Below are 16,236 nucleotides of genomic sequence, written 5' to 3' on the forward strand. Positions count from 1 at the left end.
CGGGGCTGCCAGCTGGAACTTATAATGTTACGGTGACGGATGCTCGTGGCTGTACGACCACTACCTCGGCTACGGTTGGCCAACCTACCTCTCTCCCCGCCGCGCCTACGCTGGGCGTAGTAAACAATTGTGATAACTCCACGGTGACAGCTACCAATTTGGTAGCGGGCAGCACGCTTACCTGGAGTGATGGTGGCACCGGCAACCCGCGCACCGTTACCTCCACAACGGCTCTCACCGTGACCCAAACCGTGAATGGCTGTACCAGCCCAGCCAGTAATTCAGTGACTCCCGCGCCCAAGCCCACACCAGCGGCACCCGTACTGGGCGTGGTCAATAATTGCGACAATTCTACAGTAACCGCCACTAATCTTGTTGCGGGAAGTACACTGACCTGGAGCGACGGTGGCTCCGGTAACCCGCGGACTGTAACGTCTACAACGGCGCTAACGGTCAGGCAAACGGTGAATGGCTGTATTAGCCCGGCCAGCAATTCCATTACCCCGGCACCTAAACCTACCCCCGCCGCACCTGTGCTGGGCGTAGTAAACAATTGTGATAACTCCACGGTGACAGCCACCAATTTGGTAGCGGGCAGCACGCTTACCTGGAGTGATGGTGGCACCGGCAACCCGCGCACCGTTACCTCCACAACGGCTCTCACCGTGACCCAAACCGTGAATGGCTGTACCAGCCCAGCCAGTAATTCAGTGACTCCCGCGCCCAAGCCTACTCCCGGGGCCCCAACTTTGAACGTTGTGAACAACTGCGGCGGTACATCTACTATAACGGCTACTAACTACACCGGTACGCTTACCTGGAGTGATGGTGGCAGTGGCAACCCGCGCACCGTATCTTCCAGTTCCGGCTCCCTGACGGTTACACAAACCATCAATGGCTGCACAAGTCCAGCCAGTAATTCGGCTACCCCTGCACAACGGCCTACTCCACCAGCCCCTGTTGTAACTGTGCAGGAAGCTACGCTGTGCGGAACGCTTGCCAAACCCACTCTAACAGTCTGCAGTCCGGTTTCGGGCAGCACGTACATTCTGAAGCAACCGAATGAATCTGACAAGCAAATCCTGTTCTCTGGTACGGACCCGGTTGTGTTTACGAACCTGGTAGCAGGAAAGGGATTTAGCGTTACGTCTACCAGTTCAGAAGGGTGTATTTCCAGCGCTGCCACGTGCGGTGACCAGGTCGGCAGCTGCCCGAATTCCCTGACAGCGACCAACCAGGTTCAACAGGCAAGTACCAAAGTGGAGTTACAGCAACGCAGCATCCAAACCGAAGCCTACCCCAACCCCACGGGACGGGATGCCACCATTAACTTCTCAGTTCCGCGCAGTGGGCATGTGAAAGTGGATGTGTACAATGCCCTGGGCAGCTACGTGACTACGCTGTATGATGGGGATGCCAAAGGCGGTGAAAACAACGCTGTAGTACTGAAGGGGGCGCAACTCCCCACCGGCACTTACTACTACAAAGTCACATCCGACGGCAAGACGAAAACCAACCGGATTAGCTTGGTGAAATAAAGCCTTGAGTTTGTACTTATGAACAAAAAGACCCGTCCCTTGTGGGCGGGTCTTTTTAGCATCCTGCTATACAGCTTCTGAGCTGTTTATAACATTCACTAGTATATATATAAAATATATTGAATATTATTAACAACTTTCTAGTTTCTGTATCTATTTATGATTAGATTATACTATTACCAAACAAGGCCCTTCAGGCCCCTTATTACGCTGCTGCCTGAGGGAAATACTGGCCACTGAGGCTAGGTGCCCACCGTGAGTTTAGACTATGTGATGACGGCATCCTTTATCCAAATGGCTAACAACCCTACTATCTGAGATATTCCCGCTCCCTCTGCTAACAACAAAGCAGTACCTGCCACTGGTACTATGCCCTGTTACCGCCGTGCGTCTACGCAGGCTGTCATTAGACAGCCATACTTTCTCCTCTTTCTCGTCTTCCACCAATTCTATAGATCAGCTAATTAACTGATTGAAAGGTTTCTGGAACTTCATTCCTGTCTGGTAAAAGCCGGTCTAGGCTACCCGCTTTTGCCTACTCACTCCTCTCCGTCCAAGTCGCGCGCACGTGTTGCGGGAGACTTTTGGTGCGCTGCTTTTCGCAGCAACAAACGCTCGTTGAATTATCAGTAATGTATCTGAAATGCGCAACCATGAGCTCTACTTCTCACACACCAATTGCTACAGTAGGCACTATAGCTGGCAGCTGTAGAACAAACCTATTCTCATTTCTCACTTTATTATTAACTGTACTACTTACATCAAGTGCATTTGCACAAACCCCGTCCTTACCTGTCTGTAAAAAGAATAATGGGGCCACTTATCTGCCTCATTGCACCTCCAACGACTTGTCAGTGACAGGCGCTTTTTTAACGGCGGACCAGTGCTATTGCTCAGATGGCGACAACATTTCAGCTACTTTGAATTTTAAGCTATTCAATAAAACCGGTTCGTTTAGAACTTCTTTCGCCTTCTTCGCCATTCTGGAAAGCACGGATTCAGAAGGAAATGTCTCAAAACAATATATAACCAGGTGCAAGAGTGGCGTACCGGGTGGGTCAGAATCTATTATTTCTTTTGATGACCCTATTTCAGTAGAGTGCGGCGCATCTCTGAAACTCACTAATGTCTATCTGGCATGGACCGATGCTTCTGATAGAAGAGTGTGCGACCTTGCTTTTTGTGATATCGCACCAAAGTGCGGCAAACCCCTGGATATTACTATTACCTCTCTCCTGACTGCCGATGTAGAGGCTACTGCTTCCTGCGATAATTCGCCAACAGGTAGTCTTGCTATAACGCCATCCGGGGGTACTTCTCCCTATGATATTCTTGTGAAGGACTCCAATGGAGGTACTGTTGCTACGTACACAAATGTTACTGGTACGCAAACCATTGAAGATCTTGCTGCCGACGATTACTCTATCAGCGTAACGGATGCTGCTACTCCTGAAAACTGCACGTATAATACCACAAAATCTGTAAGCAGTATAGCTTGCTGCGTGGCTCCTGACAAACCAGCAATCTGCCAGACGCCTGCAGACCTCTGTGGTGATGGCAAAATTTCGCTGACTATTTCTAATGCTGTAGTAGGAGATTGGTACATTGTCTTCCAAGGCACAACCAAAGATTCCATACAAGCCGAGAGTAGCACCATTACATTCAACGGCTTAACGCCCGGAGGTAAAATAAGGGTATATGGGGTTGATGTTAAGAATGGTACCCGTTGCAAAGGGCCGGAGGCTAATTGTGATAATACTACCATCGGAACTTGCTCAGCTGACTTCAGCGCACGTTCTTCCAGCAGTGCCCAAACCTTGGCTCCCACCAAGCAGCGCAATATCCGGACTGAAGTGTACCCCAACCCCACCGGACGCGATGCTACCATTAACTTCTCCGTACCGAAGAGCGGGCACGTGCTGGTGCGCGTCTACAATGCCCTCGGTGAGCCGGTAGCTACACTACTTGACGGCGAAGTGAAAGGTGGTGAAAACCGAGCCTTGGTCTTCAGGGGAGACAAATTGCCTTCCGGCACCTACTACTACAAGGTAACGGCCAATGGCAAAACCAAAACCAACCGCATCAGCCTCTCGAAATAAGGCTTTCCGGTTATGTATACGCAAAAAGGCCTACCCAAACGGGTAGGCCTTTTTTGTAGGGCACTGGCCGGTACCCATGCCACACGGTGTTGGGCTTTTGGCTACTTTGCCGCTCGCATGAAGCACTTCTCCCGCAACCTCACCTTTCAGGTACTTTCTGCCATTGCGCTGGGCATTCTGGTAGGCGCGCTGTTTCCTACCTTGGGCGCGGCGCTCAAACCCATCGGCGACGTTTTTATCAGCCTGATTAAAATGCTGATTGCGCCCATCATCTTCCTCACGGTGGTGCTGGGCATTGGCAGCATCGGCAACCTGAAAAAAGTGGGCCGGGTGGGCGGCAAGGCGCTGCTGTATTTTGAGTTGATTACTACCCTGGCCCTGGTTATTGGAGTGGTGGCGGCCAACCTGGTGCAGCCCGGCGCGGGCATTGATACCAGTACCGTAACCACCCGCGCGGAGGAAACCCGACAGTTCAGTGAAAAAGCGGCCGGCATGGATTGGGTGGCCTTTTTCACGCACATAGTGCCGGAGAATCTGGTGGGCGCTTTTACCGGCGGTGATGTGCTTCAGGTGTTGCTGGTGGCCGTGCTGTTTGGGTTTGCGCTTTCCCGCGTGAGCACCACTGTAAGCGCGCCGCTTATTTCCACCTTTGAGCGCCTGAGCCACGTGCTGTTTGGCATGCTGGGCATGATTATGAAACTGGCTCCGCTGGGCGCTTTCGGGGGCATGGCTTACACCATTGGCAAGTACGGCCTGCACACGCTATTGCCACTGGCCAAGCTGATGGGCGCCGTGTACCTGACCATGGCCATATTCATTTTTGGAGTGCTGGGCGCGGTGGCGCGCTACTACAAGTTCAGCCTGTGGCGGCTGCTGGGTTTCATCAAAGAAGAGCTGCTGATTGTACTGGGCACGTCCTCGTCCGAGTCGGCGCTGCCGCGGCTGATTGACAAGCTGGAGGCGTATGGCTGCTCCCGGTCGGTGGCGGGTCTGGTAATTCCCACGGGCTATTCCTTTAACTTGGATGGTACCACCATTTACCTTTCCATGGCCAGCATTTTTCTGGCGCAGGCCTTTCATATTCCGCTCACGCTGGGGCAGCAGCTGACCATTATTGGCATTCTGATGCTGACCAGCAAGGGCGCGGCGGGCGTTACGGGTTCGGGGTTTGTGGTGCTGGCCTCCACGCTGGCGGCCACCAAAGTTATTCCGGTAGAAGGCATGGCCCTGCTGCTGGGCGTGGATCGTTTTATGTCCGAGGCGCGGGCCATTACCAACATCATCGGCAACGCAGTAGCTACAGTGGTCATTGCCAAAAGCGAAAATGAGTTTGATGAAGCCAAGAACCGGGCGGCGCTGGCCGGGCGGGTACACGCCGAGTCGGATGTGCTGGTGAATCAGTAACGGGCCGCTCCGGCCCCCGCAGGCTGGCCGGGAACTAGTCCTGGCCCGGCTGGTGTAGCATATAGTCCACCTTCTTGCTCTATGCCCACCCTCTCCCCCGACCTGCGCAAAGCGCTGCTTAACCTGCCTCAAAAAGAAAAAGACCAGCTTCTCACGCGTCTCGTGGCGCAGGATGCCGTCCTCACCGAGCAGCTGGCCTTCCGCCTGCTGGAAGGCGACGACGCCCTGGAAGACCGGCGCCTCCGCCTGCGCACGCAGGTAGACGACCCGGTGCGTGGCTACCACCAAACCCCTAACGACCTGCTGGTAGTGGTGCGGCAGTTGCAGGCGCGCCTCGCCTATCACACCAAAATCACCGGCGACCTGATGGGCGAGGTAGAGCTGAGCGTGCGGCTGCTGACCAACGTATTTCAGCACCAGCCCGCGGCCGTAGCGCGCCTGCACGGACCCACTCAGCCGCTGCTCACTCACCTGGCCCGTCGCACCCACGAGACCCTGCAGCAAACCGCCAAACTGCACGAAGACTACCTGGTAGAGCTGGCCCCGGCCATTGATGAGCTGCTGCAGCATTTGTACCAGTCGGCGGCAGCACCGCTGGCCCGGGAGCTGGGTATTCCGGTGAAATGGTGAGCTGGTGAAATGGTGTGTTGGTGAGTTAGTTGTTCCGCTTGCACCACCGGCGCAGTTAGAAAAACAAACTCACCATCTCACTAACTCGCCATTTCACCACCTATTCCAGGGCGCGGAAGGTAATGGGCATGGTATAGCTAACCCACACGGGTTTTCCTTTGATAGTACCGGGCGTCCACCAGGGCATAATGCGCACTAGGCGCAAAGCTTCTTCATCCAGACCATAACCCAGGCCTTTTACCACCTGCGCGTCGCGGATGCGTCCCACTTCATCCACTATAAACCGAACGTGCACTTTCCCCGCAACGCCCCGGGCGAGAGCCTGCTCGGGGTAGTGGGCCTTCTCACGCATAAACTGCTGAAAGCCCCGCTCACCGCCCGGAAAGGCGGGCATTTGGTCGGCCATCAGATACACAACGGGAGAAGCCGGCGGCGGGGTTGCTTCCTCGGCGGGTTGCGCCCCCGGGGTGTTGGTTGCTAGTGTCACCATAGATTTTGATTTCTGAGCGCGCAGCTTGCCCGCACAGCCCAGCACTAGTAAGAGCAGAATAGAATACCGACGCATAGGCCCAAGTGCTTGGTTTAGAGACGGGGCAAAGCTAGAGGCCCGCCAGGAGGCGGGAGTTAACGGGGTATTATGGTTCTGTTGTGATTAAGTTGACTGGTGTTCAGGCATCTTTTCCACCGAAAACACAGTACGTGCAGTAACGGTCCATATTCAGCTGCCATGTCTTATCCGCCCTCCCCCAACCATATGCGCGTACCAGAAAACCTCTCCGACGCAGACCTGCGCCAGGCGCTGGAGGAGCTGGACAGCAAAATCAAAACCCTGCGCAACCGCGCCCACGCCACCACCGCCAACTCCCCGCACACCTACCACGAGCATATTGCCGCCCTGGAGGTGAAACGTGCCAAACTGGTAGCGCAACTGGGCCCCGCCCCGGCTGCCAGCGCCACTTCCTCAGCCACCAGCAACGATACCGACCGCAGCGCCTGGGACGAAATCTGGCGCGGCATTGAAAACCTGCGCGAGGATTTGCGCCACATTATCTAGTAAATCAGCAAGTTCCCTTACGGCAAGCGCCTGCTTTTCTTGAAAAAGCAGGCGCTTGCTGCGTGTACAAAACCTTGGCTATCAGACAGTATATGGGTTTACAGATTCTTAAAAACAGGGCAAAAAAACATCCTTTCACTTTCAGAATCAGTACAAAGAGCATCTGCCAGCCCTTGCGGGCCGCTCACCTTTCATCTTACCGCTATGCGTTATACAACTTCTTCTCTACTAATTGGCCTGCTCCTGCTGGGCGCTTCCTGCACACAGGATAAAGTCCTCCAAAACCCACGCAACTACGCCACCGATTCCCCTCCCAGGCGGGATAACAACAAGGCAAAATCCAGAAAAGAACCGGTTAATATCGGTCTGGGCATTGATTTGAACGCTAAAAACCCTCAGAAATTCAAAACAGTGAAAGCCCCGCGCAAATACAAATATTAAACACGGCATCACGATAACACGGAATGCCGTATTACAATAAAAAGGCCCTGACTTACCAGTCAGGGCCTTTTTATTGATGTAGTAACTGAGCTTTACACGACCGGCTCGCGGAAGCCGACCCAGGTGAAGCGTTTAATCACAAACTCGGGGTTGGTGAAGGACGCGTTGCCGGCCGGGTTGCCGCCCGTCACGTGGAAGTCGGAGAAGCCGGCGTTCTGGTTCACGTAGATGCCGCCGGTGAGGTTGAAGCTGACGGGGGTGCCGGCCAGGCTCATCTCATCCATAATCTGCTCCTTAATCTCAGGATCAGTGGTGTAGGCGCCGCAGGAAATGGCCCCGTGCTCCTTAGCCAGCTGGGCGGCCAGGTGGATGCTTTCTTGGGTATCTTTGGTCTTAATCACCAGCATAATAGGGCCGAACAGCTCCTGGCTGAACTGCTCCACTTTATCAGAAGTGGTTTCGTGGATGCTTGGCGAGCAGGTACGAGCGTTCTGGAACAAGGGGTTGTCTACGCTACCGTGGGCCAGCACTTTACGGCCGCCTTCCAGGGCCAGCTGCTCCACCCGCTCCTGGGTGGCCGGGTTCTGAATGGCCCCAAACACGTGCGGCCCCACTTTAGGGTTGGTAGCCAGGCCTGTTACGGCGGCGGCCAGCTTCTGCACTACCTCCTCGTAAGGCACCTGCTGGTCACCTACTTTCACGCCGCTGGCCGGCACAAAGAAGTTCTGCGGGGCCGTGCACATCTGCCCGGAGTACAGGCTCACGGAGAAGGCCAGGTTCTGGGCTACTTTGTCGAGGTCGTCGCAGCTATCCAGAATGATGCTGTTTACGCCGGTTTTCTCGGTGAAGACCGTTTTGCCCTTCAGGCTTTCGATGTACTCCCCAAACTGCGAGCCGCCGGTGTAGTCAATCAGCTTCACAGCCGGGTTTTCGGCCAGATCCTTTGTAATCAGTCGGTCGTTGGCATCCACGGCCAGCTGGCAGATGTTGGGGTTCAGGCCGTGCTCTTTCAGCACTTTCTGCACCTCGGCAATAACAATGGCAATGGGCAGCACGGCTTTAGGGTGCGGCTTGATGATGACCGGATTGCCGGTGACCAGGGAGGCAAACATGCCAGGCACCGTGTTCCAGGTGGGGAAAGTGCTGCAGCCTATTACCAGGCCCACGCCCTTGGGCACGGCGCGCCAGGTTTTGTGCAGGGTGAGGTTGTATTTGCCCATGGGCTTCTCCCAGCGGGTTTCCTCGGGAAAGCGGGTCTGCTCCTCGTAGCCGGCGGCAATGGCTTCCAGGGCGCGGTCGGCGGCATGAGGGCCGCTGGCCTGGAACGACATCATGTAGGCCTGCCCCGTGGTGTGCATGGTGGCGTAGGCAATTTCAAAGAAGCGCTGGCGCATACCGTCCAGGCTCTCCGCGAGCAGAGCGGCGCGCTGGGCGGGCTTCAGCTTGCGCCACTCCGTAAAGGCGGCTTCGGCGCGCTGCACTAGGGTTTCGGGGGAGAAATAGGGGTAGGTGATGCCCAGAGGCTGCTGCTCGTAGGGCGACTCTTCCTGCCCTACCCACTGCTCCGGCTCGCCCTGCAGCAGTTCGGTGAAACGCTGGCCGCGCTGGGCCTGAAACTTCTCCCGGCCTTGCTGGTCGGCATCGGCCCCGTAGATTTCGGGAGAAGGATTTTCGGGGAAAGCGGCGAAGAAAGTACGGCCGTGGAGGGCCTTCACAGCCGTATCTAGGGTGGCTTGGTGTTTGCGGGTGGTTTCCGTCATAATTCAGGTGGGAATGGGCGGGGAAAAGTATTAGTCGGGCGGGTTATCGGGTTGGTCGAAAACCCCGTATATCGGACGCAAAGTACTGCTCCGAAAGGTTAAATTTACAAATCCCCCCGAACCTGCCCTGCTTATGTTCCCACCGCTACGCTTACTCTTGCTGGTCTTGTTTCTGGGCAGTGGTTTATGGCTACCCCTGGCCTCGCTTGCGCAGCAGGCCCGCCGGACTCCCGCTACCCTGCCCGGGGTATGCGTAGTACGCCTGAAAGCGCCCGCCAGCGCCCGGGGCATTGCCAGCACCGACCTGCTCCAGTCCTCCCCGCTGCAAAAAGCCCTGCAGCAGCTGGGGGCTACGCAGCCCCGGCAAAAATACCCCAAAGCGCTGCTCCCACGCGCCGGCCAGGCCCGGGGCGTAGACCTGCGCCAAATTTACCAGGTGCGCTATCCGGCCGGGGTGCCGTTTGAGAAAGTGCGCCAGCAGCTGCTGCAAACCGGCGCTTTCGAGTACGTGGAGCCGCTCTACCAGCGCCAGCCCCTGTATCAGCCCAACGACCCGTTTGCCGATTCTACCCGCGCCTCCAACACCGCCCGGCAATACTATCTGAAGAATATCCGGGCGTACCGGGCCTGGGACTTTTCGAAGGGGGACTCTACCATCGTCATCGGCATTTCTGACACGGGCATGCGCTTTACGCACCAGGATTTGAAGGGCAAAGAAAAGCGCAACTATGCTGATCCTATAGATGGCATCGACAATGACAACGACGGGTACATTGACAACTTCCGCGGCTGGGACTTGGCCGATAACGACAACGACGCTACCGCTGATAAGCTACCCGGCTATGGCCATGGCACCCTGGTAGCGGGCGTAGCCACTGCCAATTCCGACAATGGGCGGGGTATTGCCGGGGTGGGCTTTAATTGCAAATACCTCCCCCTGAAAGTATATCCCAGCACGCCAACGGGCTATTTTGCGGGGTTTGAGTCCATTGTTTACGCCGCCGACCACGGCTGCCAGGTGCTGAACCTTTCTTGGGGTGATGTAGGCGGCCGCTCCCAGTACGAGCAGGATATTATCACCTACGCGGCCGTAAACCGCAACATGGTGATTGTAGCCGCCGCCGGCAACACCAATGCCGACCTCGACTTCTATCCGGCCAGCTACGACCATGTTATTTCCGTGGCCGGTTCCGATGTAAATGACCGGAAAGGCAAGAACATTTCTTTCAGCCACTTCGTGGACCTCACTGCCCCCAGTGAGGCAATTCTGACCACCAGCTTCGACCACGATAGTGCTTATTCTTCTGGCGTTTGGGGTTCCTCGTTTGCGGCCCCCATGGTGGCCGCGGCGGCGGGCTTGGTGCGCCTGCGTTTTCCGGAGTACAATGTAGAGCAGGTAGCCGCCCAGCTGCGCCAGACCACCGACTCGCTGTATACTATCACCAGCAACACTATATACCGGCACAAGCTGGGTACCGGCCGCCTGAACATAGCCCGCGCGCTGGCTCTTACGGACCGCCGTGAGGCTCGCGTGGTGCGCGAAGACTATCTGCCGGCCCGCTCGTATTTTCAGCCAGGAGACACTGTGCGCCTCACGGTGCAGGTGCAGAGCCTGCTGAACCCTATTCACGGGCTCACGGTCAGCCTGACGTCGCTTTCGCCGTACCTGACGGTGCGCAACCCGACCTTTCCCGTGCCTTCCCTTACTACCCTGGCGCTGGCCTCTAATACTGAAAACCCCTTTGAGCTGATTGTCAGTCCGGAAACGCCCATGGCCACTACCGCGGTGCTGCGCTATCATTTTGTGGGCGATAATGGGTATCAGGATGACCAGTATGTGAAAATTGTACTGAACCCCGGCTACGTCACCCTCACAGCCGGCGACCTGGACCTGAGCCTGACCAGCCAGGGCAATATTGGCTACGAGGCTACTAACCCCTCGCTAGGAGAGGGCGTGACGTACCGCTCCAACCTGCCCATGCTCTCTATTGGCGGGCTGGTGGTGGCCACCTCTTCCCGCCGGGTATCAGACCGGCTGCCCAACGCGCAAGGGAAAATCGACACAGACTTTACTTCTCTTAGTGCCGTGCAGCTGTTGAAGGCCCCGCGTCGCGGCACGGAGGAAGCCGCCGGGCTGTTTGCCGATACGCTGCAGAATACGCGGCCCATTACCCGGGCCGGCGTGCGGGTACGGCAGCACGCCTACGCCTGGGCCGAGCCCACGGAGCGGCGTAATTTTATCGTGCTGGAATATCGGCTGACCAACATCACGCCTGATACGCTAAAGCCCCTGCATGCTGGTTTGTATATGGACTGGGACCTGCTGCCCAACCCGGCCGGCAACGAGGCGGCATGGGACGAGGAGCGCCGCCTGGGCTATGTAACCGAGCGCAAGAACCCGAAGCATTACGCTGGTGTAGCCCTGCTGCGGGGCGGGGCGCCGTCCTTCTACGCCGCCGACAATGCGGCCCCGGCGGATTCGGCCGTGCGTATTTATAACGGGTTCAGTGATGCCGAGAAGTTTCGGATGCTTTCAACCGGCACCCGTAACCGCGCGGCGGGCCAAACCGCCACCGGCGCCGACGTATCCTATATGCTGGGGGCCAAAATACCCCAGCTAGCCCCCGGCGACTCCGTTATGGTGGCGTTTGCCGTGCTGGCGGCTGGCACGCTGGACAGCCTGCTAACGGCTAGCACCACGGCTCAAACCTGGTACGATGGCATAGCCCTACCCGTGCGGCCTGCCCAGACTGCCCAATGGCAGCTGTATCCCAACCCAACTTCTGGTTTGCTGTACGTGTTGGTTCCGGCAGGTTTTGCAGCAGAGCGGGTAATCGTGCTAGATGGGGTGGGCCGCACGGTGCGGCAACAAAGCTGGTCGGCGCACCAGACCAGCGCCACGCTTCAGCTGCAGGGCTTGAAACCCGGCGTCTATATCGTGCAGCTCCAGGGCAAGGAGGCAGTGCTCACGCGTAAAGTACTGGTAACGCACCCCTAGCAGGGTTAGCCAACCGTCCAAAGCTCATCCCAGCTGGTGGTAAAGGCCGATGAGCGGCGGGCCTGCCGCCCGCTCCAGGCCTGCCGGCTTTGGGCAGTACCGGCCGCCGCCAGCTGCACCATGCTGCGCCCAAAACGCTGGTTCAGCGCGTCCAGCGTGGTCATCAGCTGCTGGCGCTGCTCCTGGTCTTTGGCGGAGGCACCGAACAGGTCCAGCTGCGCGCACCCTGCCGGTTCCAGCCCACTCAGCAGCACTCCGGCCCGCTGGTAAGCTACTCCGGCTTGCCGCAGCTGGCGCAGGGCACGTAGGGCGGCTTTGGTAAGCGCCCCGGTATCATTGGTAGCCGTGGTGAGCGGCAGCACCAGGGTTTGAGTATGCGGCCCGCCGGTGGCAAACCGGTTAGTGCCCAGAATAATGGTGAGCAGATGCGCCGACAGCCCTTGCCGACGGAGCTTCTCAGCAGCTCGCTCCACAAACGTAGCCATGGCCTCGGCCAGCGGGCCCAGCCCCGTTTGCGGCCGCCCAAAAGAGCGGGTGCAGGTAACGCTGTGGCGCACCGGGGCGGCATCGGCCTCTTCTCCCCCGCCGGCGTGCAGCGCCAGGCATACTTCGCCGCGCAGCTCCCGCCAGAGGCGCACACCCACTACCCCACCCAGGTGGCGCCGCGCCCAGGCTTCGGGCATAGCTGCCAGATCGGCGGCGGTCTGAATGTTCTGCGCCTGCAGCTTGGGAGCGTAGCGGCGGCCAATGCCCCATATCTTCTCTACCGGCGTAGCGGCCAGTGCCGCGGCGCGCTGCTCGGGCGTGTTCAGCACCAGCACCCCCGTAGAGGTATGGCGGGCTAAACGATTGGCCAGCTTAGCCAGGGTTTTGGTGGGCGCTACGCCCACACAGACCGGAATACCGGTTTGCTGGCGCACGGCGGCGCGCACGGCCGCAGCACAGTCGGCCAGATCCGGGAACAGATAGAGCTGCCCGCTCAGGTCCAGAAACGACTCATCAATGGAATACACTTCTACCTCGGGCGAAAACTGGGTCAGCACCTGCGTGACGCGCCGGCTCATATCACCATACAGCGGATAATTGGAGGAAAATACCTCCACGTGGTGCTGCTGCAGGCGGGCACGGGCCTGATAGTACGGCTCGCCCATAGCAAACCCGAGAGTTTTGGCTTCGTCGGAGCGGGCTATCAGGCAGCCGTCGTTGTTGCTGAGCACCACCACGGGCACGCCCTCCAGCTGCGGCTGAAATACCCGCTCGCAGGACACATAGAAGTTGTTGCAATCAACCAGAGCAAACATAGGCCAGGAAAACTCAGCAGGTGGGTGGCAGGGCATGGATTACGTGCGTGACTACCCCGCGCACGGTAAAGCTCATGTCGCCGGTTATCTCCACGTTTTGGTAGTGGGCATTGGCGGGCTCCAGCCACAGGCGCGGGCCCTGCTGCCGCAGGCGCTTAATGGTGTACTCGCCTTCTACCACGGCTACTACCACGTGTCCGTCGCGGGGCGTGAGGGCGCGGTCAATAGCAATCAGGTCGCCGTCGTGGATGCCGGCTTCCAGCATGGAGTTGCCGCGCACGCGGGCCAGATAAGTGGCCGCCGGGTGCCGGAACAGGTGGCGGTTGAGGTCGAGGGGCGGGTCGAGGTGGTCGTCGGCGGGAGAAGGGAAGCCCGCCGAAAGCGTGCTGCCGATGACTGGCAGCGGTAGCGGCCAGGGCTCATCGGGCAAACGGTATAGATGCAGCAGACTCATGCCGGGGTGGATTATTACTTGACGGCTGCTATTTACTAATTAATTTAGCAAATCCAGCTACTCCCCGATTTCGTATGTAACGATTTATCAATTATCCATGCAATGCCAAAATTTTATAAGTTCTATTAAAACAATATTAAAAGCTGTATTTAACCAGAAAAATCATATAAAAATTTAGGCTAAACTTTTTAGTTAGATCAAATATCTGTATCTTTGGATATGTCGAAAGTCAAGCTCCCCGTTCCGCTTCCGGTCCAGCAGTTTGCCCGCTGCGTAGATGCCACTCGTCGCCCGGCTAATTATGTGGGCGAGTGGCCCGAGGATGGCCGGGTATACCCGGTTCGTACCTTACCCAATGCCCGCACCGGCAAGCCCCAGGTGCATATCCTAGGGTTTTACGTAGAAGCCCCATATGGTGCTTTTGCCGCCCGGCGCTTTGAGCCCGTGGCGGATGTGTGGCTGAACTAACCGGTTAGTCGTTTTCGTCAACCCTTTATTCCCGGCTGTGGCCTGCTTTAACCGGCAGCAACAGCCGGGCTTTTTCTTGCCCGGCTGGCTTCAACCTTTACCGCTGGCGCTAGCGGCCGTACTGGAAGAAAATGCCGGTGTCGGCGGGGGTCCAGAGGCTGGCTTTCTGCCCGCTGGCTTTCAGAGCGTCGTTGGCCCAGGTGTTGCAGGTATAGAACAGGTTGTAGGTGCGGCGGGCGTCGTAGAAGGTATCGTTCCGACCGTAGTTGTGGCCCGCAATGTGCTGCACCCGCCCGGCCGCGTCATAGGAAAAGCTGTCTTTGATAAAGGCAATCAGACGGCTGTATTCGGCCGGGGTCAGGTAAATTTTAACGCACTTTTTGTTTTCCGTGGGCTCGTGGTAATAGGTAGTGTGCATGGCGGCCGTGCCCAGCCAGAACATGGCTTTGAAAGCGGTGCTGAATTTGAGTTCGGCCCAGGTGGGCGTATCCAGATAAAAGCCCTTATCGCCCCAGCCAAAGCCCAGGTAATTCATGGTGGTATCAGCGGCAGGCGTATCAGCGTACGGCAACAGCTCGCTCCAATCTATCTGGGCGGTGCGCACGGGCACTACAATATCGGTATGCACGCCGTTGGAGAGAATGTAGGCTTCAATAGCGCCTTCAGTGGGCTGGCTCCGCTGGCCCACCGGCACCATGGAAAGGGCAGCGGACCCTACCAGATATACGGCCAATGCTCCAAATATTCCTCCTACCGCATAGGTAGCACCTTTACCTACTGTTTTAAGCGTGTTCTGCATGAATGCTGCCGGGCTCACGGCCCAAAATAAGCCCTCATACGGATTTAAGGAAAGAAAGCCGGAGTACCAGGCCAGACGCTGTGAAAAAGCATTCCTGATTTAGATCTCCACTTTTGAAAAGAAGCGGCCCCCATCCTTATCCTCCCTAGCCAAATCACCGAAATAGAGCCTCCAAGAATTATATTTGAGGCTCTTTGCTTTCTGATGAACTCCGCCCCTGAATCCGACTACCGCATTCCGGCCTCGTACCGGCGCATGGAGAACATGCACATCGTCTTTTGGCTCCTGAAAGATGTAAGCTGGTGTATGGTCTGGAAACCCCTGGGCCTGCTCATGATTGCGCCAACGCTGGTTATTGCCGTGGTTATAGCCTGGCGCACCCGCCACGTGGCCTCGGAGTGGGCGCACAACGTGGCCATCGTGCTCTGGATAGCGGCCAACTCCTACTGGATGATCAGTGAGTTCTTCGGCTTTGACACCCAGCTGTTTGCACCCGGCATTACGGGCAAGCACCTGGCGCTGGTGCCCTTTGTGGCGGGGTTGCTGATACTTGCCTATTATTACCTGGTGCAACGGCCCCGACATGCCCGCCAGCAACAGGCAGTGCTCACACGCGAGCAGGTTCGGTAACCCTTGGAGCTATAGTTTACCCCATTTCTGAAATACTTAATTAGGCGTTACCGGCGGGCCCAGCACCTGCATTTCGTGCGCCGCAAAAATACGGGCAAGTTCCTCGGCAGTAGGCGTATGATCCAGAGCGGCCATAGCCACAAAGAACTCCTCCAGCTTGCCGGCGGGTTGCAGGGTAACGGTCATTTTTCCCCGGGGGCTTAGCTGAATCCAGGAGTGCGGCACCTTGCGGGGCAAAAAGATACTATCCCCGGCGGCCAGCCGGAATTTATCGTCGCCTACCTGGAAAAAGTAATTTCCTTCCAGCACATAAAATACCTCATCCTGCAAGGGATGCACGTGCAAAGGTGTGCCGCGCCCCTGCGTCTGGCTGGTTTGCTCAAAGATGGCCAAGGCACCATTGGTGTCCTTGCCCGATACTTTCACATCAAGGATATTGGCGTTGACGCCTTTCAGCAGAATGTGGCCGTGAAAGCGCCCCTCCCCCGCCTTCGCCTTAAATCCCTTAGCCGTACCCGAGGCGGGAGCAAAACCGGCAGTCAGAAAAGGTAAGCCAGCTACCGAGGCGAGGATAAATTTCCTTCTTTTCATAAGGGGAGGCGCTATAAAGTACGGTAGCAGATGCCTGATCATCAACCAAAATCCAACCAGGAGTAGCAC

15 protein-coding genes are annotated in these 16,236 nt (G+C 57.1%); 9 read left to right on the forward strand and 6 right to left on the reverse strand.

Translation table 11 applies throughout. The features are described from left to right. Positions 1–32 precede the first annotated feature (32 nt). From AM218_RS16335 to AM218_RS09090, 4 genes are all read left to right on the forward strand, one after another. Positions 33–1,538, forward strand: a complete 1,506-nt coding sequence (locus tag AM218_RS16335) for a T9SS type A sorting domain-containing protein (protein WP_231717468.1) — start codon at positions 33–35, stop codon at positions 1,536–1,538. A 653-nt stretch (positions 1,539–2,191) separates the two neighbouring features. Beyond that, a complete protein-coding gene (locus AM218_RS16550) occupies positions 2,192–3,637 on the forward strand; it encodes a T9SS type A sorting domain-containing protein (RefSeq protein WP_197273936.1) in 1,446 nt (481 codons plus the stop codon). 117 nt (positions 3,638–3,754) lie between these two features. Next, on the forward strand, positions 3,755–5,041 hold the full coding sequence (dctA, locus tag AM218_RS09085) for a C4-dicarboxylate transporter DctA (RefSeq protein ID WP_054413579.1): 1,287 nt from the start codon (positions 3,755–3,757) through the stop codon (positions 5,039–5,041). 81 nt (positions 5,042–5,122) lie between these two features. Further along, positions 5,123–5,671 (forward strand): hypothetical protein, encoded by a 549-nt coding sequence (locus AM218_RS09090; RefSeq protein ID WP_054413580.1) that lies wholly within the window; start codon positions 5,123–5,125, stop codon positions 5,669–5,671. A gap of 100 nt (positions 5,672–5,771) precedes the next feature. Here the strand turns inward: AM218_RS09090 and AM218_RS09095 are convergent, their stop codons facing one another. Continuing rightward, positions 5,772–6,236, reverse strand: coding sequence for an energy transducer TonB (locus AM218_RS09095; protein WP_082318155.1), 465 nt, complete (start codon positions 6,234–6,236; stop codon positions 5,772–5,774). A 162-nt stretch (positions 6,237–6,398) separates the two neighbouring features. On the opposite strand from AM218_RS09095, the gene AM218_RS09100 reads away from it, so the two are divergent. Further along, a complete protein-coding gene (locus tag AM218_RS09100) occupies positions 6,399–6,725 on the forward strand; it encodes a hypothetical protein (protein ID WP_157547603.1) in 327 nt (108 codons plus the stop codon). Positions 6,726–6,764: 39 nt separating this feature from the next. Further along, positions 6,765–7,166: a hypothetical protein gene (locus AM218_RS16775; RefSeq protein WP_157547604.1), complete on the forward strand. Its 402-nt coding sequence runs from the start codon at positions 6,765–6,767 to the stop codon at positions 7,164–7,166. Between the two features lie 92 nt (positions 7,167–7,258). On the opposite strand, the gene paaN is transcribed toward AM218_RS16775, so the two are convergent. After that, the gene (paaN, locus tag AM218_RS09110; RefSeq protein ID WP_054413584.1) at positions 7,259–8,926 is read right to left on the reverse strand and encodes a phenylacetic acid degradation protein PaaN; all 1,668 of its coding nucleotides are present in this window, start codon (positions 8,924–8,926) and stop codon (positions 7,259–7,261) included. 133 nt (positions 8,927–9,059) lie between these two features. On the opposite strand from paaN, the gene AM218_RS09115 reads away from it, so the two are divergent. Next, on the forward strand, positions 9,060–11,924 hold the full coding sequence (locus AM218_RS09115) for a S8/S53 family peptidase (protein WP_082318156.1): 2,865 nt from the start codon (positions 9,060–9,062) through the stop codon (positions 11,922–11,924). 5 nt (positions 11,925–11,929) lie between these two features. Here AM218_RS09115 and AM218_RS09120 read toward each other — a convergent pair whose 3' ends face one another. Both AM218_RS09120 and AM218_RS09125 read right to left on the reverse strand, forming a co-directional pair. Further along, a complete protein-coding gene (locus AM218_RS09120; protein WP_054413586.1) occupies positions 11,930–13,225 on the reverse strand; it encodes a Y-family DNA polymerase in 1,296 nt (431 codons plus the stop codon). A 13-nt stretch (positions 13,226–13,238) separates the two neighbouring features. Further along, on the reverse strand, positions 13,239–13,679 hold the full coding sequence (locus AM218_RS09125) for a LexA family protein (protein ID WP_054413587.1): 441 nt from the start codon (positions 13,677–13,679) through the stop codon (positions 13,239–13,241). A gap of 219 nt (positions 13,680–13,898) precedes the next feature. On the opposite strand from AM218_RS09125, the gene AM218_RS09130 reads away from it, so the two are divergent. Beyond that, the gene (locus AM218_RS09130) at positions 13,899–14,147 is read left to right on the forward strand and encodes a hypothetical protein (RefSeq protein ID WP_054413588.1); all 249 of its coding nucleotides are present in this window, start codon (positions 13,899–13,901) and stop codon (positions 14,145–14,147) included. A 109-nt stretch (positions 14,148–14,256) separates the two neighbouring features. Here AM218_RS09130 and AM218_RS09135 read toward each other — a convergent pair whose 3' ends face one another. Beyond that, the gene (locus AM218_RS09135; RefSeq protein WP_054413589.1) at positions 14,257–14,946 is read right to left on the reverse strand and encodes a TIGR02117 family protein; all 690 of its coding nucleotides are present in this window, start codon (positions 14,944–14,946) and stop codon (positions 14,257–14,259) included. Positions 14,947–15,150: 204 nt separating this feature from the next. On the opposite strand from AM218_RS09135, the gene AM218_RS09140 reads away from it, so the two are divergent. Continuing rightward, positions 15,151–15,576, forward strand: a complete 426-nt coding sequence (locus AM218_RS09140) for a hypothetical protein (RefSeq protein ID WP_197273937.1) — start codon at positions 15,151–15,153, stop codon at positions 15,574–15,576. Positions 15,577–15,612: 36 nt separating this feature from the next. On the opposite strand, the gene AM218_RS09145 is transcribed toward AM218_RS09140, so the two are convergent. Next, a complete protein-coding gene (locus AM218_RS09145; RefSeq protein WP_054413590.1) occupies positions 15,613–16,167 on the reverse strand; it encodes a cupin domain-containing protein in 555 nt (184 codons plus the stop codon). Between the last annotated feature and the right edge of the window lie 69 nt (positions 16,168–16,236).

Origin of the sequence: Hymenobacter sp. DG25A (assembly GCF_001280305.1) — a bacterium.
In the GTDB taxonomy this organism is placed as follows: Bacteria; Bacteroidota; Bacteroidia; order Cytophagales; family Hymenobacteraceae; genus Hymenobacter.